Source organism: Alcaligenes sp. MMA (assembly GCF_020907215.1).
GTDB lineage: Bacteria > Pseudomonadota > Gammaproteobacteria > Burkholderiales > Burkholderiaceae_B > Alcaligenes > Alcaligenes aquatilis.
This window is the reverse complement of record NZ_JAJJPP010000004.1, coordinates 247,735-269,425: the sequence shown is the minus strand read 5'-3', so window position 1 is coordinate 269,425 and position 21,691 is coordinate 247,735. Positions and strand designations below refer to the sequence as shown.

Below are 21,691 nucleotides of genomic sequence, written 5' to 3'. Positions count from 1 at the left end.
ACATTTATAAAGCTGAGCAAAAGCTTAGCAGTTTAACGTAGCTGGTCAGCAAACAGGGGGTTGCCTTGAAAAACAAGGCGCAGACCAGGACGGTTTTAGAAAGTGTTGCGGTCTTCGGGCGTGCGAGCGGGCACAGGATCATGCCCTCCCTTGCACCAGGGATTGCAGCGGCAGATGCGTACACCACCTAGCCATAAGCCTTTGAGCGGGCCATGAATCTCAATGGCCTGCAAGGCATAGTTGGAGCAGCTGGGGGTAAAGCGGCAGTTTCTACCGATCCAGGGACTCAGAAAAAACTGGTAAAAGCGGATCGGTGCCGAAGCCAGTTTGCGCATCATGGCCGTACCTTTGAAAACAAGGTGTTGGCTTCATCGCGAACCAGTTGCTTTAAAGCGGTCAGCGACACCAGAGGCACCTTGCTGTGCAGCCTAAAGACATAGGCGGCATTGGGCAAGCCTTCGCGTTTGTGGCGGAAGGTTTCACGCAAGATACGTTTGATGGTGTTGCGGGTGACGGCGCGGTTGGCAAAGCGCTTGGGGACGATCAGTCCCAAACGGGCGCCTTCGGTCTGGTATGGGTCCTCGCCACGAGAGCGAGTGACCACGAACAAAGCCCCGCGACCTACGCGTTGTCCTTTTAATGACTGCGCGTATTCGGTGGGGCTATGTAAGCGAGCCGTAGCTGGAAAGGAGGCACGCATGATGCGTATCGTGGGAGTCGGGCTTTAGATAAGAGATCCATCACCCTGGGCCCCGCATCCCGACATGGCTTATACAGCCAGACGTTTGCGACCTTTGGCGCGACGTGCGTTCAAAACAGCGCGGCCACCGCGAGTTTTCATGCGAACGCGAAAACCGTGGGTACGCTTGCGACGGGTAACAGAGGGTTGGTAGGTGCGTTTCATGGTGTATCCAAAAAAATGAGCCGCCAGAAATCGCAGAAAATCTCCACCCCGACTGCGCAAAGGCTTGGGATCTGGCAACAGAAAATCGTGTTAAGCCCGTCATTTCAGCAAATTCTTTCTGTTGTGTCAATTATTTAGCCCGATATTACGCAACTAAATTTGTTAGCCTGTGGATAACTTGGTACAGCTCAGGGTAGAATCGAGGTTTACAGAAGTGATGACCGATGAATGAATTCTGGCAGTCCTGCGTTCAGAAATTGGAGCAGGAGCTTCCCCCACAACAAATAAGTGCGTGGATACGTCCACTGGTTCCCCTGGACTTCGACAGCGAAGCCGGGGTGTTGCGCGTTACTGCGCCCAATCGTTTCAAGCTCGATTGGGTTCGCAAGAATTTCGCCACTCGTATCGAGGAACTGGCTTCGGATTTCTACGAATGTCCCGTTACGGTTCAGTTCGAGCTGCCTTCGGCTAGCGCGGCGCCGCGTCGCGCCCTGGCCGATCGTGCCGCTCCTGTGCCTGCAGGCAGCCCGGCCGGTGATAATCTGGCCCCGCCTGTTGCCAACCCGGCCATGACGGCGGTGGTGGATGCGGTACAGGATCGCTCGCGACTGAACGCCGAACTGACTTTCGATAATTTCGTTACGGGTAAAGCCAACCAGTTGGCACGCGCGGCCGCTTTGCAGGTGGCCGAGAATCCCGGTGTCTCCTATAACCCACTGTTTCTGTATGGCGGCGTGGGTCTGGGCAAGACCCACCTGATTCATGCGATTGGCAATGCGCTGGTCGCCAATGGCAATGGTGTGCGCGTCCGTTACGTTCACGCCGACCAATACGTGTCGGACGTGGTCAAGGCTTATCAGCGCAAGGCGTTTGACGAGTTCAAGCGCTACTACCATTCGCTGGACTTGCTGCTGATTGACGATATTCAGTTTTTCGCTGGCAAGAATCGTACGCAAGAAGAGTTTTTCTACGCCTTTGAAGCGATGGTGGCCCAGCGCAAGCAGATCATCATCACCTCGGATACGTATCCCAAAGAGCTGGCTAATATTGATAGCCGCCTGATCTCGCGTTTTGACTCCGGTCTGACCGTGGCAATCGAGCCGCCCGAGCTGGAAATGCGTGTAGCGATCTTGCTGCGCAAAGCTCAGGCCGAAGGCATTGCCATGCCCGAAGAAGTGGCTTTCTTTATTGCCAAGCATCTGCGCAGCAACGTGCGCGAGCTGGAAGGGGCGCTGCGCAAGGTTTCGGCCTACGCGCGTTTCCATGGCCGCGACGTCCTGACGGTGGAAGTGTGCAAGGATGCACTGAAGGATTTGCTGTCGGTCTCCAATGGGCAGATCACAGTGGAAAATATCCAGAAAACCGTGGCCGATTTTTATAAAATCAAGGTCGCGGATATGTACTCCAAGCGCCGCCCCGCCAATATCGCCATGCCGCGCCAGGTGGCCATGTATCTGGCCAAGGAACTGACCCAAAAGAGTTTGCCGGAAATTGGCGATCTTTTCGGTGGCAGGGACCACACTACGGTGCTGCACGCGGTGCGTAAAATCTCGGATGCACGCACCAAGCAAGCCGAACTGAATCACGCATTACACGTACTGGAACAAACTCTCAAAGGATGACCATGCAACTCGTTCAAGCTACCCGCGACGCATTGCTAAAGCCCTTATCCACAGTAGTTGGCATTGTGGAGCGCCGCCATACTTTGCCGATTCTGGCCAACATCCTGCTGCGTAAAAACGGCTCTGATGTCTCTTTCCTGGCAACCGACCTGGAAGTGCAGATCACCACCAATGCCGACTTTGGCGTGGGTGAGGACAATGCGGCCACCACGGTGGCGGCCCGCAAGCTGCTCGACATTCTGAAAGCCCTGCCCGACTTTGGTGATGTGCGCCTGGGCCTGGACAGCGGCAAGCTGACCATCCAGTCCGGCAAGAGCCGCTTTCAGTTGCAGACCTTGGATGCGGCGGATTTTCCAGTGCTGAACCTGCCCGAGCAATGGGACGTGTCGCTGAGCATGCCTCAGCGCACCTTGAAGCACCTGTTCAACACGGTGCACTTTGCCATGGCCCAGCAAGACATTCGTTACTACCTGAACGGCATGTTGCTGGTGTTTGAACCCGGTCTTGTACGTACGGTTACCACCGACGGCCACCGCCTGGCTCATAATGCCACCGCAATTGATGGCGTGCAGGAGCGCCACGACATCATCGTGCCGCGCAAGACCGTGCTGGAAATGCAGCGTCTGCTGGGCGATACCGACGATCTGGTCAATATTGATGTGTCCAGCCGTCAGATCCGTTTCCGTTTTGGCGATGTGGAGCTGGTCTCCAAACTGGTTGAAGGCAAATTCCCCGACTTTGCGCGTGTGATTCCTTCCAACTACACCCGCCACTTTGATGTCAGCCGTGAAGTGTTGCAAGGCAGCCTGCAACGTGCTGCCATTTTGACCACGGACAAACTGCGTGGCGTGCGACTGCAACTGTCGCAAAACCAGCTCAAGATCTCCGCTTCCAATGCCGAGCAGGAAGAAGCTGTTGAAGAGCTGGATATCGATTACGAACACGAAAGTCTGGACGTTGGCTTTAACGTCAGCTACTTGCTCGATGTGTTGGCCAGCATCAAGGATGAAACAGTCCGCTGGTCTGTGCAGCCTGATGCCAACGCCTCTGTGTTGATGACGCTGCCCGAGCAAGAAGACTTCAAGTACGTGGTCATGCCGATGCGCATCTAATGCGGCATGTTCGACAGGTATGGCCCGCCGGGCCATACCGGCTTGAAGCAGACAGGCTATTACAAGGTTTTATGCTATGACCGATCAAACCACGACCGCCCAGCCAGCCGATTACGGCGCTGATTCCATCAAAATGCTCAAAGGCCTGGAGGCCGTGCGCAAGCGTCCAGGCATGTACATCGGGGACACCTCCGATGGCACCGGTCTGCACCATATGGTGTTCGAGGTGGTGGATAACGCGATTGATGAGGCCTTGGCCGGTCATTGCGACGATATCGTCGTCACCATCCACTCCGACAACAGCATTTCGGTGTGCGATAACGGCCGCGGTATTCCAACCGATATCCACAAAGATGACGAACACCAGCGCAGCGCCGCTGAAATTGTCATGACCGAACTGCACGCGGGCGGTAAGTTCGACCAGAACTCCTACAAGGTGTCTGGCGGCCTGCACGGTGTGGGTGTGTCTTGTGTGAACGCCCTGTCCGAATGGCTGTTGCTGACCATCTGGCGTAACGGCAATGAACACCAGGTCGAGTTTCGCCGTGGCGAGCGCACAGCTCCCCTGGCCGTGACTGGCAAGGCAGAAGGTCGCACCGGCACCTGCGTGCGTTACCTGGCCGACCTGGAGATTTTCAATAATATTGAATATCACCACGAAATTCTGGCCAAACGTCTGCGCGAGCTGTCCTTCCTGAATAACGGCGTGAAGATCCGTTTGGTTGACGAAATTCAGGGCAAGGAAGAGGACTTCGCCTTCCTGGGTGGCGTCAAAGGTTTTGTGGATTTCATCAACCGCAATAAGACTCCGCTGCACCCTAATGTGTTTAGCGTGGCGACCGAGTCCAGTGCCGGTGGCACACCGGTATCGGTTGAAGTGGCCATGCAGTGGAACGACAGCTACGCTGAAACCGTGCTGTGTTTCACCAACAATATTCCCCAGCGTGACGGTGGCTCCCACTTGACCGGTTTGCGTGCGGCCATGACCCGCGTGCTGAACAAGTACATCGCCGACAACGAACTGGCCAAGAAAGCCAAGGTCGACACCTCGGGTGATGACATGCGCGAAGGCCTGGTTTGCGTGCTGTCGGTGAAGGTGCCCGAGCCCAAGTTCAGCAGCCAGACCAAAGACAAGCTGGTGTCCAGCGAGGTGCGTCCAGCGGTTGAGGAAGCCGTGGGCCGTACCCTGGAAACCTGGTTGCTGGAGAACCCTATCGACGCCAAGGCGTTGTGCGGCAAGATTGTAGAAGCAGCCCGTGCGCGTGAAGCGGCTCGTAAAGCCCGCGAAATGACACGTCGAAAAAGCGTGCTGGAAGGCGCTGGCTTGCCGGGCAAGCTGGCTGACTGCCAGGAAAAAGACCCTGCCCTGTGCGAACTGTACATTGTGGAGGGTGACTCCGCAGGCGGCTCGGCCAAGCAAGGTCGAGACCGTAAGTTCCAGGCCATTTTGCCGTTGCGTGGCAAGGTGCTGAACGTAGAAAAAGCCCGTTTCGATCGTTTGATTTCCAGCGAGCAGATCACCACTCTGATTACTGCTCTGGGCACCAGCATCGGCCCGGATTTTGATATCGACAAATTGCGCTACCACCGCATCATCATCATGACTGACGCGGACGTGGATGGTGCTCACATTCGTACCCTGCTGCTGACACTGTTGTACCGTCAGATGCCCGAGCTGATCGAGCGCGGCTATGTCTATATCGCTCAGCCGCCGCTGTACAAGGTCAAGGTGGGTCGTGAAGAGCTTTACTTGAAGGACGACGCCGAGGAAGCCGAATTCATGCTGAAGCTGGCCCTGCGCGATGCGGTGTTGACCCCCTCCGAAGGCGGTGCGCCTATCACCGGCGAGGCTCTTTCTGATTACGCTCACCGCTACGTGAAGGCCAAGGGCGTGATTGAACGTCTGTCGCGTCATATGGACGGCGATGCCTTATCGGCGTTGGCCGAAGGCGTGAAGCTGAACCTGGATACGCAGGAAGCGGCCGAACAAAGCGCCCAGGATCTGGAAAAAGTCCTGTTTGACGAAACCCTTCCTAACGTGGTTAAAGTTTTTGCTGCCTTCGATGAAGGCAGCCAAGCCTGGCGCGTAGTGGTGCAACGTTTGCACCACGGCAATATCCGCGTCACGGTGTTTGACCGCAACTTCATGCGCGGCGCTGATCACCAAACCCTGGCCCGTGCTGGCGAGATCTTTGCCGGTCTGATCGGTGATGGTGCCATGGTTGCCCGTGGTGAAGGCGAGAAGCGTCGTGAAACCCAGGTGGATGATTTCCGTGAAGTCATGCAATGGCTATTGACCGAAGCCGAGCGTGGCCTGAGCAAACAGCGCTACAAAGGTCTGGGTGAAATGAACCCCAGCCAGCTGTGGGAAACCACCATGGACCCCACCGTGCGCCGCCTGCTGCGCGTCCAGATCGCTGATGCGATCGATGCGGATCAAATCTTCACCACCTTGATGGGTGATCACGTTGAGCCACGTCGTGCCTTTATCGAATCCCATGCCTTGCAGGCGGGGAACCTGGATATTTAAGGCTATCGGTGTTCACCGTTCCTGAAAGCTTCCCGGTTTGATGAAAACCGATCTCAGGAACTTGTGAAAAACCCCGCAGTGATGCGAATGAATAAAATGGGCTCCGGCGTGCTTGCTGGGGCTCATTTTTTTGGTGATGACGGATGCGCTCCGAGTCCTAAGGATTAGGGGGCTTTGGGCTGGTTCAATGAATCTGCTAGAGCACATACCGGCTGATCAATGGCTGGGTTAGTTAGCCGCTTTGGAGCCACGCGCTCCAGAAAGGGAACAGCGCGCAATCAAGCTTGTGTGGTCTACTTGCAGTGATTCACCCTACTTCAGAATGAACGAAAAAGAAGGGGTGTCGGCCTTGCAAGGCCCCTTGATCGATCGTGATGACGCTGTAAATTATTCAATAACTATTTGTGTGGAAATGGAATGCGACTGGACAAGTTTCTTGGTGAGAGTACGGATCTGAGTCGCTCAGACGCGCGTAAAGTGCTTAAAAGCGGGGAAATCACGGTTAACGGAGAGGTGGTGACCAAGGGCACCCACGTTATACAAGAGGGCGATGTGGTGTGCTGGGACGACGAGCCGCTTGCCCTGATTGGCCTGCGTTACATCATGCTCAATAAGCCCGCTGGTTACGAATGCAGCCTTAAAAATAGCGCCTACCCGTCCGTGATGATGCTGATCGATGTAGACAAGCGTGAGCGTTTGCATACCGTCGGTCGATTGGATGTGGATACCACCGGTTTGATTTTGATTACGGATGATGGCCAGTGGACGCATCGGATTATCTCGCCCCGCCATCAGTGCGATAAGGTCTACGTAGCGACCTTGGCAGAGCCTTTGCCTGACAATGCAGAAGAATTGTTCAAGGCCGGTATCTTGTTAAATGGCGAGGATAAGCCCACGCTGCCAGCCGTACTGGAACGCATTGATGAACGTACCGCAAGGCTGACTATTCAGGAAGGGAAATACCATCAGGTCAAACGTATGTTTGCTTCCCTGGGAAACCTGGTTCAGACCTTGCATCGTGAGCGCATTGGCTCTCTTTCTTTGGACGCCAGTCTGGAGCCAGGTGAGTCGCGTTATTTGACCCCTGCCGAGGTGCGGCAGTTTGTAGAAGAGGGTTAACGCTCTCCTGGCCTTTGGTTCTTGCTGTGGCAAGCCAAAGACGTATCAAATCCAGAGCTTTGATGCCTGAGTTCTGGGAGACCAGTCATGAAAAAGCGCTCAAACATACCTTGTTTGAGCGCTTTTTTGTACCTGCATCAATCGTCAAAGGGGCTGGTGGCGCGGTGCCCTGCTTTATTTAACCGCCTTGTGTCTGATGTCGGATGTTCAACCTGCCTTGAATACGGAATTGATGACACCCCCGGAAAGCCTCGCTCTGCTTGCCCATAGCGGCCCCATCCTCTCAACGCTTGGAGCTATTGACCCTGTTAGACTATGGGTTTGAAGCGTCACGGGCCATTGCTCTAGCTTTTGACAAGCTAATTTTCATAAGAAATTGATGACTAAGATCACTATCTTGCATCTTCAGACGCTGTGCCGTATTGCCCAGCAGGGCAGTTTTCAGGCGGCAGCCGATTATATGCACACCACTCAACCTACGGTCTCGGCGCGTATGCGCGAGTTCGAAGACCGTATAGGTTTTCCTGTGTTTCATAAGCGCGGACGTAGGATGGATCTCACAACACAAGGGCGTGAGCTTGTTCAGCAGATTAAACCCTTGTTGGCTGCCATTGATGACGTCATTTATTCGCTCGATGATGCATCGCATGCATCCGGCTTGATCTGTGTGGGTATTGCCGGCTTGATAGGGCAAACGTGGTTTTCAACGTTCATTAAGACGGCGAGAGCCACGATGCCACAGCTTAGCTTTGAAGTAGAGGTCGGACAGACCTCATTAAGCGTCAGCAAACTAGAGAACGGGCAGTTGGATTTGGTCTTTCTGGCTACTCACTCCCTACACACGGATCATCGGTTTCATGTCGAGCCGATCGGTGTTGCCGATGTGTTGCTGGTAGGAGCGCCTGACCTTGTGGGGCGAAATGGTAAACAGTCCGACCAAAATTGGCTACAGATTCTACAAAGTCAGCCTGTATGGTCGCTTTCAAAAGAGTCGCCATTGCATCCGGTCTTGATGCAGCTCATCAAAGACCATAATCTGAAAGTGAAGGTCGATATTTGCAGCAGCATACTGACCTTGAAGGAATTGATCTGCAGAGGGACGGGCGTCGGACTCATGACCGCCCCTCTTATTGAGTCTGAGCTGGAGCGCGGCGAATTAGTAGTACTAAAAGATGCTCCTGCTTTTGCGCCTATTCCGTTTAATGCGGCTTGGGGCATGGATCAAAGCCAGACAGTCATTCGCAAATTGGTGGATATTGCCAAGACAATTTCCACCTTTCGTTAAGTCGGTCTTGACGCCATCCCGCCCACAGGCGTTTGCATCGGATATCAAGACCGACCCTTGTTTATTCCGGCTTGATACCTGCGTCGCGTAACAACTGACGCCAGCGAGCGATGTCATCTGTCAGCAGTTTACGTGAGCCCGCCAGGGAGCGATGACTTTCGCTGGGCACGGTCAATCCCATTTTCTGATATCGCGCCATCAAGTCGGGTTGAGCCAGTACATGGTTAAGGGCGACGTTCAGTTTCTGGGTGATCTCTTCTGGTACGCCCTTTTTGACCACCACCATATTCCAGATGGTGTAGTTCAGATTCTTATAGCTAGATTCGCCAGCCGAAGGCACGTCAGGCAAAACCGACACCCGTTCTGGACTGAGCACGGCCAGCCCCTTTACCTTACCCGAGGCAATCGACGACACTGCGGTACTGCTGCTTTCCACCGTGTAGTCAATGTGGCCGGCCATCACATCTGCCGTCGCTTGCGCCGCACCGCGATAATGGACAGCCCCCACATTAATACCCAATGTTGCGTTCAGTAAGACTGCCCCTAAAAAGGCACCCGACCCGACGCCCGCATCCCCGAAATTCATGGATGCGGCATTGGCTTTCGCGTAAGCGGCAAAGCTATCCAAATCCTTGGCAGGGAAATCAATACGTGCCGACAAAATCTGTGGGGCATCACCAACTGAAGCAATTGGAGTGAAATCCTCCAGGTTGTTGTATGGCAAATCCTTGTAAACGGACGCATTCGCCGCCAATGTGCCAACGTTACCCAACAATAATGTATAACCATCGGGTGCGGCCCTGACTAGTTTAGACTGGCCAATAATGCCGCCTGCGCCGGGAGTGTTTTCCACTACCACGGCTTGTTTGAGCTCTTTAGCCAAGCCTTCGCCGATCGCACGCGCCAACACATCGGTCGGCCCGCCTGCGGTATACGGAACGATCAAACTGATCGGTCGCTCTGGATAGGTACCCGCTTGTACGCTGCCTCCCAAGATCACGCCGAATATGGCCGTACACACACGGCTGGTCAGGTTGCAACGCCGTTTGATAATAGGTTTTGGTTGCATGGTTTTATCTCCTCTTTATTAGAAATTTTTTTCTCAACACCAACGAGTTACTTAGGATGACGCAGCGAGAATGTCACTACTTTCTCGTCAGTCATGTCCCGCACTGCATACTTCGGCCCTTCGAAACCGTAGCCGCTATCCTTGACACCGCCATAGGGCATACCATCGTTACGAGAGCTGGACGTTTCATTAATGTGCAGACCGCCCACTTGCAAATGACGAGCCAGATGAAAGGCCGTATTGACATCGTTCGTAAACACGCCTGCCGCAAGGCCATAAGGGGTGGAGTTGATTCCTTCGATCACTTCTGCGACTGTCTCAAAAGGCAAGAGTGTGACGACTGGCGCAAAAATTTCCTGGTCAAATACGCTCATGCCTGAATGCACGTTAGACAGAATCGTGGGTGCCAACACAGACTTGTCGCGCTGCCCTCCTGCAACGAGCTGCGCTCCCATATTGACCGCCTCCTTGATCCACGATTCAGCGCGTATCGCTTCTTGTTCGGTGATCATCGGGCCCACATCGGTGTCGCCCAATCGTGGATCCCCACTTTTGAGAGCGCGAACCGCGTTCTCTAAACTTGCCGTTACCTCAGCGACACGTGATTGCGCCACGTATAAGCGCTGAATAGATGTGCATACTTGGCCTGCCTTTCGGAACGTTGCACGCAGAATGCGGGGCAGTGCAAACTCGAGATCCGCATCGTCGCAGATGATTGTGCAAGCAATACTTCCCAACTCTAACTGCGTACGGCGTCGGCCTGCCTTTTGCTGGATGAGGCGGCCCACACGTGTGCTGCCCGTAAAGGTATAGAAGTTGATATCTTGCTCGTCTAATAGCCACTCGCCAGCCTGTGCGCCTTCTCCGTGTACCAGCGATAACAATTCCGCCGGCCAACCGGCTTCGAGCAAGACGTCGCAAATTAGGCTGGCCGTCAATGGGGTGTACCCTGAAGGCTTGATAATGACAGCGTTGCCAGCAGCGATCGCGGGGGCGACTTTATGCAACAACGCGTTGAAAGGCGCGTTAAATGGCGTAATGGCACACACGATTCCGACAGGGGTACGCAGCGTAAAGGCGAGACGGTCCTTTTGACCTGGATTGCCATCCATAGGGATCATTTCACCGCAAATCCGCTTGGCCTCTTCTGCCGAGATTTCCAGCGTATCCAACCCCCGAGCGATCTCATTGGATGCTTCACTCACGGTGAAGCCGGCCTCCAGGGTCATCACGTCGATAAATTGCTGCTTTCTCGCCGTAATCAGCTCTACTGCTTTACGCAAAATGCGCGAACGTTCATAGCCATCAGGTGCTTTCTTTAGGTTAAGCCGTGCTGCGATCACGGCTTGCCGGATATGCTCTTGCGAAGTTTGATCGATCTGCGCGATGGCTTTACCGGTGTAGCGGTTGTAGACCGTAAAGGTCGCGCCGCTGTTCACACGGACACCGGCGATTAAACTCAATGAAGAAACGTTAACAAGTGCGTCGGGAAAATCTGTGGGCATCGTGGTACCTCCAAGAATAGTGTGCTTTACTGTGCTGAAATCATGTCAGCGGCTTTTTCGCCTATCATCAAACTGGCTGCCAAGGTGTTAGCAGAAGGGACTTGCGGCATGATCGACGCATCCGCAATGCGCAGATTTTCCATACCGTGGACGCGTAGTTGGGCATCCACAACAGCCATGGGATCGTCCTGGCGTCCCATTTTGCATGTGCCTACCATGTGATAGCCGGTCGTGCCTTTTTGACGTGCGTAATCGAGCCATTCGTCATCTCGATGCACGTCTTTGCCCGGCTGCAATTCGTTGACCAAATAGGGGGCCATCGCCGTTGTTGTCATCAACTGCCGTGCAAGCTTGAGCGCTTCGACAAGGGTTCGCTGATCCAATTCATGTTCGAGGAAATTGGGCTGGATCAACGGTGCCTGCAGTGGGTCTTTAGACTGAATGTGTACATAGCCGCTGCTCTCTGGCCGTTGTTGGCGCGCCCCGGTACTCATGCCTGGCATATCGTCCAAGACATAGTTGCTGCCGGGCTTGTAGCTGGCTGGGGTAAACAAGATCTGAACATCGCCGCGCTGAGGGCTGAAACGTGTTTTCCAGAACACATGCACCATTGAGGGACTCAACCCCAAGATGCTGGGCTTGCCTGCAAACCATCTCACGATCTCTCTACCTAATCGCCACCCCTTGGACAGTTCGTTGAGCGTGAGCGCTGATTTGGCTCGCGAGATACTGCGAACGGTATAGTGATCACGAAAATTGGCGCCCACGCCGGCTAATGCATGTTTGACCTCAATACCATGCCCTGCCAACAGTTCGTGAGGTCCGACCCCCGACAGTTGTAATATTTTTGGTGAATTTACCGCTCCTGCGCTGAGGATAACTTCACGGTTGGCATAGAGCGTATGCGTTTGGCCATTACGCAGATATTTGACGCCAATGGCGCGTCGACCTTCAAATAAGATTTCCGAAACAGTGGCGTTCGTTTTAAGCTGCACCCGCCCACTTTTGAGTGCTGGACGTAAAAAAGCATCCGAACAATTGACACGTTTATTCTGGTAAATGTAGCGTTGGAAGTACCCTGTGCCGAGCTGCTCTGCACCGTTGTAATCCGTATTGCGCGGGATTCCGAACTCTTCACAACCTCGAATAAAGGCCTCACACAATGGTGAGCTCCAATCTGGGTTGGTAATAGGAAGCTCGCCCGTCAAGCCACGAAAATCAGGGTCGCATTCTCCCACCCGACGCTCCGAGCGTTTGAAATAAGAGAGAACATCGGCGTATCCCCAGCCAGAGTTTCCCAGTTTTTCCCAGTCATCGAAGTCTTCGCGTTGGCCACGTGAGTACACCAGTCCGTTAACGGAGCTTGACCCACCCACGACTCGCCCTTGCGGCATCGCAATGATGCGATTGTTCGTTGCCTGTGCAGGCTCCGTTTGGTAGTTCCAGGTGAACTTGCCGCTGTATAGCGTTTTGACGAAACCGACCGGGACGCGGATGAAAAAATTGTTGTCGTTTTGGCCGGCCTCCAACACGCAAATGCTGTTAGAGGTCTGTTCGCTTAGCCGTCTGGCGATAACCGATCCAGCCGGCCCGGAGCCGACAATTATGTAGTCTACGTACTCATTCATTTTGCCTACGCGATGCCTCTGTTCTTGCTTATTGCCAGTAGGTTAAGTCCGTAGATACATAAAAACAATCGACAATTTTTGATTGTTTATCATCAATAAAATTAATGTTTTTAGAGCTAAAACGTTCTCCATGAATCAACTTTCAATGAGGCTATCTGGGCCTGCGTCCCAATAAGCAGGGATCGCATGGAGGTGTGCGTCCACTATTTGCGACGCAATTTTGACGGTCTTGCCGTATGGATAAGAACGGAGCCCTAGGTCGTCTGATTGGTACAGATCAGAGCAATCAATGAGTTCAAATACATTAAAAAAATAAATATATAAAAATATAAAAATATTGATTGTTTAAATGAATCAGGCGACTTAATCTTCGCAAAATGCAGGTTTCCGCCCTGTTGAGCTTGCGTTTGCCGTGCGAATTTTTCACGGTAACCATGCGGGCCAGAGCTGGCTTGCAACAGGTCTGGCAACGATAAGCAGACATTGACGGTCGAACCACGACCGCATCAATCCATATATGGAGACAACAATGCGTCATCACTCAAGGTTGAACCACTACTCATCCTCGCGCCGCCAACTGCTCGGACTGCTTGGGACAATCCCTCTCATCGCACACTTACCTGTTTCCTTTGCGAAATCTACCTGGGTCCCTAACAGGCCAGTCAGATTGATGGTTCCTTACACGCCGGGTGGTGGTGCGGACATTGTGGGACGCATTCTTGCCAAGGCCTTGCAAGGGATCTCCAGCCAACCCTGGGTTGTTGAGAACCGTCCTGGCGCAGCAGGCAATATCGCTGCCGATCTCATCTATGCCTCGAAACCCGACGGGCTGACGTATCAAATTACCAATCTTGATACGAGTGTGCTCAACACCTTTCTGTATCCAAGTCGTCGGCAAAAGATCGAAGCCGCTGTTCCGGTGGCCTCCATCGCCCGTATTGGTACGGTACTTATGGTTCGTGCGGGTTTACCCGTTCGTGATCTGGCCCAATTGGCGGCACTTGCCAAAACCCAGAGTCTCACCTATTCCTCATGGGGTATGGGTTGTAGCGCTCACCTGGGCGTATTGCTTTTGGAGCAGGAGATGAAGATCCCTGAAATGGTGCATGTTCCCTATCAAGGAGGCGGCAATGCCATGCAAGCCCTGCTAAAAGGCGAAGTGGATTTATTCCTGGCTCCCATGCCACTGGCTATGGCTCACCGCTCGGGATCGGTCACGGCACTAGGTTACGCCGCAGCGCAGCGCAGCCAACTGTGGCCTGAATTGCCTACCCTTCAAGAGCAAGGCGGGCCTTCTGTTGATCTTGGCAATTGGTTCGCCGTATCCGCCCCCCCAGAGACATCACCGGCCGTGATCGAAGCAGTAAGCGATTTCATCCAAACAGCGTTGGCGGACCCTGCGATGCTCGACTCGTTAAAGGCCCAATCGATGGTGCCGTTTCTGGCCGACAACACCCAATTGGCGCGCTTCATTGCAGATGAGAAAACCCGTTGGGGGCAGGTCATCGCTAACGCAAAGCTCAATCTTGAATAGAGGCCCATGCCTTTACGGATAGTCGTTCGTTACCCACAATAAAGACAGAGAGTTATTTTCTATGATACCGATCGACATAGGAAAGGCCCGTATTGAAAAGGTCATTGAGATCGCCAGTATGGATCTGGCGGGGGACTGGCTCTTTCCCAATATTCAAGCTAAGGATATTGACGCTGAGATTGATTGGCTGGACCCTAGCTGCATCGACAAGGTCAGCCGAAAGCTCAAGCTGAGTTTTCATTCTTTCCTGATTCGTACGCCAAGCCGCAATATTCTTATCGACACATGCAACGGTAACCATAAAGAACGCCCTTCAATGCCTGCATGGCATCGTTTGAACACACGCTATCTGGACAATCTTGGACGCTTAGGTCTGCGGCCCGAAGACATAGACTTGGTCTTGTGTACACATTTGCATGCAGACCACGTCGGTTGGAATACCAGGCTTGACAATGGTCGTTGGGTACCGACTTTCCCGCGTGCTCGTTATCTGATGGGTCGGCAGGAGTTCGATCATTACCACCGCCTCAACCTTGATAATCCGACCGCGCCGATCAATCGTGGCTCCTTTGTCGATAGTGTGTTGCCGATAGTCGAAGCAGGCCGGGCTATTTTCGTGGATGCTGGTGATCAGGTCATGACCGAGTTAGGAACCGATGTGTATGTAGAAAGTGCGCCTGGCCATACTCCCGGAAACTTGCTTGTACATATTTGCCACGGCCATGAGCACGCCATTATGTCGGGAGATGTCATCCATCATCCGATCCAGTGCGCACGCCCTCATTTGTCTAATGCCGCTGATTTTAATGAAGCAGCCGCACTGCGTTCCCGACTGAATCTGCTTGAGAGTTGTGCCGATAACTCGAAGATATTGTTGACCGGCCACTTTGCAGGCCCAACAGCGGGTCACGTCGTTTCACATGGCTCTGCATTTCAGTTCAAGTTTCTCACTGCAGACTCCCCGGTTGCATAGCCATCGGTAGAATGGTGTGACTTTTATACAGTTCTGCACTTATTCGAATAATCTGGCTTGCAGTTTAGAGAGGCCTTCCATGATTGAAACCTATCCTGATGCCTGCTCCATTTACAAAGCCGCCTGTCACTGTGGCACGGTCCGTTTTAACGTGCGGCTTTGTGACGGCTTGAGATCCGCGCGTCGCTGCAATTGCTCTTATTGTCGTATGCGTGGGGCGGTAGCTGTGTCGGCGAATCTGGCTGATATTCAGGTCGAGCAAGGCCAGGATGCGCTGACGCTTTATCAATTCAACGCAGGGCAGGCCAGGCATTACTTCTGTTCGCACTGCGGAATCTATACTTTCCATCAACGCCGCTCCAATCCCGAACAATATGGTGTCAATGTGGCGTGCATCGAGGCGATGAGCCCCTTCGACTTTAAGGAGATACCTGTTTACGAAGGTCGCACTCATCCCAAGGATAGAGCAGATGGTGCTTCTGTGATTGCGGGCTGGTTGCGTTATGAAGTTAATTCCGAGGACCGGAAACCAACACCCCCTTTGTAAGAAAAGGGGGTGTTGGTTTCAGGCGGGCTGCTCCAGGATTTCCTGCAAGCGGCTTAGCAATTTTTCACTGGCATTGTGCATATGTCGCTCACAGATGGTCAGTGCTTTGGCTTCGTCGCCCGACGCAATGGCCGCAGCCAGCTCCTCGTGTTCGTCCCAGATGGACAGGCGTTGTTCTGCCGATTGCAGTACAGCACCCATGACACGCCGTAGGTGTACCCAATGAACCTGCGCGCTTTCGGCGATCATGGGGTTGCCCGATGCTTCGTAAATTGCTTTGTGAAAGGCCTCGTCGGCTTCGATCATGGCGCGTACGTCGTGGCCGCGAGCCACTTTGCGGCCCAGACGGATCAGGTCCGGATCCAGCACGGCGCCTTGACGTGCCGCCAGCTTGGTTGCCAATGCTTCCAAGGCACCCCGCACTTGGTACAGATGCCCGATATGTTCCAGACTCAGCGGAGCCACCATAACGCCCCGCCCTTCAGCGTCTTGTAGCAGTCCATCTTTTTTCAGCAACTGGATGGCCTGCAAGACGGGTGAGCGTGACACCTTGAGCTGCTCAGCAATGTCTTCCTGAGTGATGCGTGAGCCGGGGGCCAGGGAGCCGTCGCTGATGGCATCGAGCAGGATGCGATAGACCTCGTCAACATAGTGTGGACGGGCCTGCAACTTACCGGAAAGCTTGGCATGCATGGGGTCTGGAACTCCGCTACAAACAAAAAACAAGTTAAGGCCGCAGCCTGGCTGCGGCCCTGGATTGACATCAGGGTGTGGTCCGCATGGAGTGCAAGAGCGCGGCCATGGGATCCTGGTTTGACGTCGCTTGTACTTCGAACGGGTTGCTTAGCGGATCGTCTGCCTGTATCGCTCCTGGGTTGAGCATGGGGGCGGGACGGTTCAGCTGGAGCAGGATTTCGTCTTCGCTCAGGCTGACTGTCTTGTGCAAGCCTCCCGTTACCAGTTGCGGATAGGCGATGACGATGCCTACCACCAGCAATTGTAGTACGACGAAGTAGGCTGAGCCCTTCCAGATTTGCTGGGTACGAACCCTTGGAATAGTTTGCCGGCTAACGGAATCGATATAGTCGGATCGGGGTGCTACGCTGCGCAAATACAACAGGGCAAAACCGAATGGAGGGGTCAGAAAGGAGGTTTGCAAGACCAGGGCGATGACAATCCCGAACCAGATCAGATCAATGCCCAGACTGTTGGCGACAGGCGTCAACAGCGGGACCACAATAAAGGCAATCTCGAAGAAGTCCAGAAACATGCCCAGCACAAAGATGATGGCACTGACGGCAATGACAAAACCCAGTTCGCCACCGGGAATGGCATCAAACAGATGCTCTACCCATACGTGGCCGTCTGCTGCGCTGAACGTGAAGCTAAAGACGGTCGAGCCGATCAGGATGAACATCACAAAAATAGCCAGCTTGGCGGTGTTTTCCAGGGCCTGGCTAAGCAAGGCCCCGTTAAGGCGTTTGCGTATCAAGGCCAGTATCAACGCGCCAATTGCACCCATGGCCCCGCCCTCTGTTGGGGTGGCAATTCCCAGGAAGATGGTGCCCAGCACCAGAAAGATCAGGACGACGGGGGGGATCAGGGCGAATACAAAGCGTTCGGCCAGTTGCGAGAGTAGTCCCCAGCCGGTAACCCGATTCACCGTCGCAAACAGCAGCGCGCTCATGGAGGCGACAAGCAGAGCGGTGATGGCAACTTGATCAGTGGGGGCCTGAGCCGGCTGGGAAAAGACCTGGGCCATGACTTCGTTGTGCAGGCCCGCCCAGGTAAAGCCGATGAAGGCACAAAGCAGGACCAGCATGCCCAGCGACCGTCGTCCGCTTGCGCCAGTGGCTGTGACCTGACTTCTGGCCTGTTCTGGTAAGGCTGGCATCCAGGAAGGACGGATCAAGGCCAGGACGATGATGAAAGTAATATAGATCACCAAAAGCAGGAGGCCAGGTCCGAGTGCGGCTGCGTACATGTCCCCAACGGATCGGCCCAATTGATCAGCCATCACAATCAAGACCAACGAGGGCGGCAGTATCTGTACCAGTGCGCCTGAAGCGGTGATGATGCCCGTGGCCATTTCCGGTTTGTAGCCGTAGCGCAGCATGACGGGCAAGGAAATCAGGCCCATGGAGATCACGACAGCCGATGTGACACCGGTGGAGGCAGCCAGCAAGGCCCCGACCAGGACAACCGAGACGGCCAGACCACCGCGCACCGCCCCGAAGAGCTGACCCATGGTCTCGAGCAGGTCTTCAGCCATGCCCGAACGTTCCAGAATGATGCCCATCAACGTAAAAAAGGGAATGGCCAGCATGGTCTCGTTTTGCATGATCCCGAAGATACGTAAAGGCAGGACCTGAAACAGATTGGTGGGGAACAATTCCAGGGCGATGCCCAAGACTCCGAAGGCCAGACCTGTTGCGGCCAGGCCGAATGCGACGGGAAAGCCGGTTAGCAAGAGCACGACCAGGCTCATGAACATGATGGGGACGAAGTAGTCCGTAATAAAGGAGGTGATCATCGTGAGCCCTCCTGGGCGGTCGATAGCGCTTGGGCAGGCACATGGATAGGCGTGTCCTGAGAGCCCTCTTCGGCAATGCTATCGGGCCCTTTGCCTGTCAGAAACAGGAGTCGTTTGACCAGTTCGGCCAGGCCCTGAAGCAAGAGCAGGCTAAAGCCGGCAGGAATCAGCAGATAGGCAGGCCAGCGCACCAACCCTCCGGCGTTGCCGGACATTTCCCCCGAATGCCAGGCGGTGGTGAAAAATCCCCAGCTCAGGTTGATGACAAACAGACAGAACGGGATCAGGACGACAGCGATCCCGACGATATCGACCAGGTTGCGTCCACGCGCGCCCAGGCGGGTGGAGATGAAGTCGATCCGAACATGGCTGTTGTGCAGAAATGCGTACCCTCCTCCCAAGAGAAAGACAGCCGCATACAGGTACCACTGAGCTTCCAGCATGCCGTTGGAGCTCAGGTCAAAGGCCTTGCGGGTGATGGCGTTGCTGGCGCTCAGAATGGTGGTGGCCAGCAATAGCCATTTGATGATGAATCCGATACAGCGGTTCAGGTGGTCTATTCCCCCCACCATGGTTTTCAATGCAGTCATTGTTGTCTCCGCGAATATTGTTGTGTTCGTCGTTGTGCTGCCGGGGAGTGTGTGATGGCGGCCGTGTGCAAGCCGCTCTGTAGCAGGTGCTGTGGTGACTCCTTGGGCCACGAGTGGGCCCGACGTAAATGGGGTGTGCCCTGGCGGGAGGCAGGGTCCGGAGATGGGCTTACAGGTCCAGAACCAGGACGCCCGAGCGTGCGCGTGAAACGCAGGCGGTCAGGCAATGGCTTTGTTCGTCGGCACTGAGGATGTAGTCCTGGTGGTCAACATCCCCTTGCAGGTAGTTGACGCGGCAGGTGCCGCACAGGCCCGATACACAGGAGGTGGCAATTGGCACACCGGCTTGTGTCAAGGCATCGCTTAGGGTTTGATCGGATGCAACCTCAATGCACTGGCCGGTACTGGCAATTTTTGCCATGAAGGCACCGGGAGGCAGGGTATGGGCACTGGGGGCGGGTTCAGGTGCCTTGAAGTGTTCGCAATGCACGGAACCGGCAGGCCAGTGCGAGCTGGCCTGGGCACAGGCCTGCATAAAGCCGGCTGGACCGCAGTAATACACGTGGGTGCCTTCAACTGCATTGGCTAGCAAGTTCTGCAGATTCAGACCTTGTGCGGGGTTGCCCTTGTCCAGGTGCAGATGCAGGCGGCCTTGCTCTTGCCACTGAGTCAGTTCGGAACCAAAGGCGGCCGTGTCGTGGCTGCGAGTGCAGTAGTGCAATTCAAAGGGCTGGCCTTGTGACTCCAGAAAGTGGGCCATCGCCTTGATGGGCGTGATACCGATACCCCCGGCCAACAGAATGGAGTGGCGTGCGTTCGAGTCCAGTCGAAAGTGATTGCGGGGCGTGCTGACGGTCACCTGCTGCTGGACCTGCAAGGTGTCGTGCAAGCTGCGTGAACCGCCTCGTCCGTTGGCATCGCGCAGGACTGCAATAACGTAGCGATGACGCTCATGGGGCGAGTTGCACAGGGAGTATTGGCGGATCAGGCCGGGCTGAATATGTACGTCTATATGGGCACCGGCCTCGAAGGCGGGCAACTCGCCACCCTGAGGACAACTGAGTTCATAAGAATTGATGCCTTGCGCTTCGTAGCGGATTTGCCGGATCCGCAGTGACAACAGCCCGTCCGGATTGGTAGCCGCCTGGACGGGAGTGGCGGGTTCTGCAATGGCGTTCATGGCGCTCTCCGTATGGGGCACCCGCCCCGTTGGAGCGGGTGCCGCAGGCGATCAGGACTCAGCAGCAACAGCGCTGAGCGATTGTTGAAGTTCCTGCATGCTTTGTTTGACGAAAGCCTCGCGTTCCGAGCCTTTCAGATTGTCGGCCGAGGTCAGGATGCGCACGATTTCGCGGGTGGCATGACGACGGCGTGCGACTTCCTGGGCGAGATCGTCGGACTCGGGGATGGCCAGAACATTGCCCGAGCAATAACTGTTGGGGGCGCCACCACAATCTTTCAGCCACTGGGCAAAGCCTTCAGGGGTCGCCGCAGGGTTGGAGCCACGCAAGGCATCGCGCAACATCTTGCGAAACATGTACAGCCCAGCGTCGAACTTGGTCGGGTTCTCCAGGGCATGGACGGCAATCGGGCGTTGGCTGATGATGGCCTCGTAATCGCCGGGTGCCTGCTGGCATTCCTTGTAGTTGTGACGGGCACGGTGGTCGGACGGGATGGGTGGCAGATCGTCCAGCTTGTATTGTCCAAAGCGTTCGGGACGGCGCATGGCAACCTGCCCTTCCAGAAAGTCGATGGTCTCGTAGCCCACCATATCCTTGTTGCCCACTGCGCGTGTATCAATGCCAGGGCCCATGACGCGCCAGCCAATCATCTTGCTGTTCTGGTCGTCAACGGGAACGGTCCAGCGCACGATGTGAAAGCGGCTGAAAAACTTTTGCTGGGCGCCGTCCTCAGAAGTGTAGGCATGCAGGCTCAAATTAGGCAGGACCTGGTGCTGAACACGGATAAACAGATTGTCCTTGCTGGCACGACGGGCACCCGCGCAGGCCAGGCTGCGGCCATTGTGTACAGGGATGAACTGCATGTCGGGGGCCACTTCCATGGAGGCCGCGCCTACTTCGTCAAAGGTGGTGCCCTGGTAGTTGCCGCCCACCACGTTCTTGGCGGCGTGCAAGGCGGTGGGGTGGAAGTTGTCGGCGGCATTGTCTTGCACTTGCAGCCAGTTGCAGTGCTGGAAGTTGCTGAAAGCCACCAGTTCATCGCCGGGCATGACGGTGAAGTTTTCCTCCCATTCGGGGAAAGGTGGTTCGGCATCGGGCGGGCCCATGTAGGCAAAAATCAGGCCATGGCGCTCGAAGGCCTTGTAAGCTCCCTGGCGAATGGAGCAGGCGTATTTTTCGCCCTCGGCCTCTTCGCCTTTGGGGTAAGGGACATGCAGACAGGTTCCGTCTACGTCGAACACCATGCCGTGATAGCAGCACATAATGCCCTTTTCCTGGATGGCACCGTACTCCAAGGAGGCGCCACGGTGGGCGCAATGGGCGTGCAGCAGGCCGATCTGACCGCTTTTGTCGCGGAAGGCGACCAGCTCTTCACCCATGATTTTCAGAAAACGCGGGGTATCGGTCAGTTCCGCTGCCATGCACACGGGATGCCAGAAGCGGCGCATGTACTCGCCCATGGGCGTGCCAGGGCCGACTTCGGTCAACTCAGGGTCGTGATCAGGAATGCGGTTGGTGTAATAGCCGCCGTAGGGAATCAGTTTCTTTTCGGTCATGTC

General features: G+C 54.9%; 19 protein-coding genes. 8 read left to right on the top strand and 11 right to left on the bottom strand.

The annotated features are described in order from the left end of the window. Positions 1-95: 95 nt before the first annotated feature. The 3 genes from yidD to rpmH all read right to left on the bottom strand — a co-directional run bounded on the left by yidD (position 96) and on the right by rpmH (position 904). A complete protein-coding gene (gene yidD / locus LNA76_RS17410; protein WP_021447161.1) occupies positions 96-338 on the bottom strand; it encodes a membrane protein insertion efficiency factor YidD in 243 nt (80 codons plus the stop codon). After that, positions 335-700 (bottom strand): ribonuclease P protein component, encoded by a 366-nt coding sequence (locus LNA76_RS17405; RefSeq protein WP_376913514.1) that lies wholly within the window; start codon positions 698-700, stop codon positions 335-337. Before LNA76_RS17405 ends, yidD begins: the two co-directional genes overlap by 4 nt. 69 nt (positions 701-769) lie before the next feature. Continuing rightward, positions 770-904, bottom strand: a complete 135-nt coding sequence (gene rpmH, locus LNA76_RS17400) for a 50S ribosomal protein L34 (protein ID WP_003800771.1) — start codon at positions 902-904, stop codon at positions 770-772. A gap of 224 nt (positions 905-1,128) precedes the next feature. On the opposite strand from rpmH, the gene dnaA reads away from it, so the two are divergent. From dnaA to LNA76_RS17375, 5 genes are all read left to right on the top strand, one after another. Next, positions 1,129-2,526, top strand: coding sequence for a chromosomal replication initiator protein DnaA (gene dnaA, locus LNA76_RS17395; protein ID WP_094195116.1), 1,398 nt, complete (start codon positions 1,129-1,131; stop codon positions 2,524-2,526). A gap of 2 nt (positions 2,527-2,528) precedes the next feature. Beyond that, a complete protein-coding gene (dnaN, locus tag LNA76_RS17390) occupies positions 2,529-3,638 on the top strand; it encodes a DNA polymerase III subunit beta (RefSeq protein WP_162496888.1) in 1,110 nt (369 codons plus the stop codon). A 76-nt stretch (positions 3,639-3,714) separates the two neighbouring features. Then, complete coding sequence (gene gyrB / locus LNA76_RS17385) at positions 3,715-6,168, top strand: DNA topoisomerase (ATP-hydrolyzing) subunit B (RefSeq protein WP_094195118.1); 2,454 nt, start codon at positions 3,715-3,717, stop codon at positions 6,166-6,168. A 417-nt stretch (positions 6,169-6,585) separates the two neighbouring features. Then, positions 6,586-7,287 carry a pseudouridine synthase gene (locus LNA76_RS17380; protein ID WP_094195119.1) on the top strand — a complete coding sequence of 234 codons (702 nt, stop codon included), beginning with the start codon at positions 6,586-6,588 and terminating at the stop codon, positions 7,285-7,287. 379 nt (positions 7,288-7,666) lie between these two features. After that, positions 7,667-8,572 (top strand): LysR family transcriptional regulator, encoded by a 906-nt coding sequence (locus LNA76_RS17375; protein WP_094195120.1) that lies wholly within the window; start codon positions 7,667-7,669, stop codon positions 8,570-8,572. A 61-nt stretch (positions 8,573-8,633) separates the two neighbouring features. On the opposite strand, the gene LNA76_RS17370 is transcribed toward LNA76_RS17375, so the two are convergent. Genes LNA76_RS17370 through LNA76_RS17360 form a run of 3 tightly spaced genes read right to left on the bottom strand, consistent with a single transcriptional unit; the run spans position 8,634 to position 12,774 of the window. Continuing rightward, complete coding sequence (locus LNA76_RS17370) at positions 8,634-9,641, bottom strand: Bug family tripartite tricarboxylate transporter substrate binding protein (protein WP_094195121.1); 1,008 nt, start codon at positions 9,639-9,641, stop codon at positions 8,634-8,636. 47 nt (positions 9,642-9,688) lie between these two features. Next, entirely contained in the window at positions 9,689-11,146 is a 1,458-nt protein-coding gene (locus LNA76_RS17365; RefSeq protein ID WP_094195122.1) for an aldehyde dehydrogenase family protein, read from the bottom strand. Between the two features lie 26 nt (positions 11,147-11,172). Continuing rightward, positions 11,173-12,774: a GMC family oxidoreductase gene (locus tag LNA76_RS17360; protein WP_094195123.1), complete on the bottom strand. Its 1,602-nt coding sequence runs from the start codon at positions 12,772-12,774 to the stop codon at positions 11,173-11,175. Between the two features lie 670 nt (positions 12,775-13,444). Here LNA76_RS17360 and LNA76_RS17355 point away from each other — a divergent pair. From LNA76_RS17355 to LNA76_RS17345, 3 genes are all read left to right on the top strand, one after another. Further along, the gene (locus LNA76_RS17355; RefSeq protein WP_230019577.1) at positions 13,445-14,308 is read left to right on the top strand and encodes a tripartite tricarboxylate transporter substrate binding protein; all 864 of its coding nucleotides are present in this window, start codon (positions 13,445-13,447) and stop codon (positions 14,306-14,308) included. Between the two features lie 61 nt (positions 14,309-14,369). Then, on the top strand, positions 14,370-15,281 hold the full coding sequence (locus tag LNA76_RS17350; protein ID WP_094195125.1) for an MBL fold metallo-hydrolase: 912 nt from the start codon (positions 14,370-14,372) through the stop codon (positions 15,279-15,281). Between the two features lie 79 nt (positions 15,282-15,360). Further along, positions 15,361-15,828 carry a GFA family protein gene (locus tag LNA76_RS17345; protein ID WP_108726998.1) on the top strand — a complete coding sequence of 156 codons (468 nt, stop codon included), beginning with the start codon at positions 15,361-15,363 and terminating at the stop codon, positions 15,826-15,828. 18 nt (positions 15,829-15,846) lie between these two features. Here LNA76_RS17345 and LNA76_RS17340 read toward each other — a convergent pair whose 3' ends face one another. From LNA76_RS17340 to LNA76_RS17320, 5 genes are all read right to left on the bottom strand, one after another. Further along, positions 15,847-16,521: a GntR family transcriptional regulator gene (locus LNA76_RS17340; protein ID WP_094195127.1), complete on the bottom strand. Its 675-nt coding sequence runs from the start codon at positions 16,519-16,521 to the stop codon at positions 15,847-15,849. Positions 16,522-16,591: 70 nt separating this feature from the next. Beyond that, on the bottom strand, positions 16,592-18,361 hold the full coding sequence (locus LNA76_RS17335; RefSeq protein ID WP_230019543.1) for a TRAP transporter large permease: 1,770 nt from the start codon (positions 18,359-18,361) through the stop codon (positions 16,592-16,594). Beyond that, a complete protein-coding gene (locus tag LNA76_RS17330) occupies positions 18,358-18,951 on the bottom strand; it encodes a TRAP transporter small permease subunit (RefSeq protein WP_094195129.1) in 594 nt (197 codons plus the stop codon). The genes LNA76_RS17335 and LNA76_RS17330 overlap by 4 nt, the downstream gene beginning before the upstream one ends. A gap of 169 nt (positions 18,952-19,120) precedes the next feature. Then, a complete protein-coding gene (locus LNA76_RS17325) occupies positions 19,121-20,131 on the bottom strand; it encodes a PDR/VanB family oxidoreductase (protein WP_230019542.1) in 1,011 nt (336 codons plus the stop codon). A 51-nt stretch (positions 20,132-20,182) separates the two neighbouring features. Further along, on the bottom strand, positions 20,183-21,688 hold the full coding sequence (locus LNA76_RS17320) for a Rieske 2Fe-2S domain-containing protein (protein ID WP_230019541.1): 1,506 nt from the start codon (positions 21,686-21,688) through the stop codon (positions 20,183-20,185). Positions 21,689-21,691 lie beyond the last annotated feature (3 nt).

What these genes read in the sequence shown, in the direction of transcription:
- yidD (WP_021447161.1), bottom strand. Translation starts at nt 338, where the DNA reads ATGATGCGCAAACTGGCTTCGGCACCGATCCGCTTTTACCAGTTTTTT.
- LNA76_RS17405 (WP_376913514.1), bottom strand. Translation starts at nt 700, where the DNA reads ATGCGTGCCTCCTTTCCAGCTACGGCTCGCTTACATAGCCCCACCGAA.
- rpmH (WP_003800771.1), bottom strand. Translation starts at nt 904, where the DNA reads ATGAAACGCACCTACCAACCCTCTGTTACCCGTCGCAAGCGTACCCAC.
- dnaA (WP_094195116.1), top strand. Translation starts at nt 1,129, where the DNA reads ATGAATGAATTCTGGCAGTCCTGCGTTCAGAAATTGGAGCAGGAGCTT.
- dnaN (WP_162496888.1), top strand. Translation starts at nt 2,529, where the DNA reads ATGCAACTCGTTCAAGCTACCCGCGACGCATTGCTAAAGCCCTTATCC.
- gyrB (WP_094195118.1), top strand. Translation starts at nt 3,715, where the DNA reads ATGACCGATCAAACCACGACCGCCCAGCCAGCCGATTACGGCGCTGAT.
- LNA76_RS17380 (WP_094195119.1), top strand. Translation starts at nt 6,586, where the DNA reads ATGCGACTGGACAAGTTTCTTGGTGAGAGTACGGATCTGAGTCGCTCA.
- LNA76_RS17375 (WP_094195120.1), top strand. Translation starts at nt 7,667, where the DNA reads ATGACTAAGATCACTATCTTGCATCTTCAGACGCTGTGCCGTATTGCC.
- LNA76_RS17370 (WP_094195121.1), bottom strand. Translation starts at nt 9,641, where the DNA reads ATGCAACCAAAACCTATTATCAAACGGCGTTGCAACCTGACCAGCCGT.
- LNA76_RS17365 (WP_094195122.1), bottom strand. Translation starts at nt 11,146, where the DNA reads ATGCCCACAGATTTTCCCGACGCACTTGTTAACGTTTCTTCATTGAGT.
- LNA76_RS17360 (WP_094195123.1), bottom strand. Translation starts at nt 12,774, where the DNA reads ATGAATGAGTACGTAGACTACATAATTGTCGGCTCCGGGCCGGCTGGA.
- LNA76_RS17355 (WP_230019577.1), top strand. Translation starts at nt 13,445, where the DNA reads ATGGTTCCTTACACGCCGGGTGGTGGTGCGGACATTGTGGGACGCATT.
- LNA76_RS17350 (WP_094195125.1), top strand. Translation starts at nt 14,370, where the DNA reads ATGATACCGATCGACATAGGAAAGGCCCGTATTGAAAAGGTCATTGAG.
- LNA76_RS17345 (WP_108726998.1), top strand. Translation starts at nt 15,361, where the DNA reads ATGATTGAAACCTATCCTGATGCCTGCTCCATTTACAAAGCCGCCTGT.
- LNA76_RS17340 (WP_094195127.1), bottom strand. Translation starts at nt 16,521, where the DNA reads ATGCATGCCAAGCTTTCCGGTAAGTTGCAGGCCCGTCCACACTATGTT.
- LNA76_RS17335 (WP_230019543.1), bottom strand. Translation starts at nt 18,361, where the DNA reads ATGATCACCTCCTTTATTACGGACTACTTCGTCCCCATCATGTTCATG.
- LNA76_RS17330 (WP_094195129.1), bottom strand. Translation starts at nt 18,951, where the DNA reads ATGACTGCATTGAAAACCATGGTGGGGGGAATAGACCACCTGAACCGC.
- LNA76_RS17325 (WP_230019542.1), bottom strand. Translation starts at nt 20,131, where the DNA reads ATGAACGCCATTGCAGAACCCGCCACTCCCGTCCAGGCGGCTACCAAT.
- LNA76_RS17320 (WP_230019541.1), bottom strand. Translation starts at nt 21,688, where the DNA reads ATGACCGAAAAGAAACTGATTCCCTACGGCGGCTATTACACCAACCGC.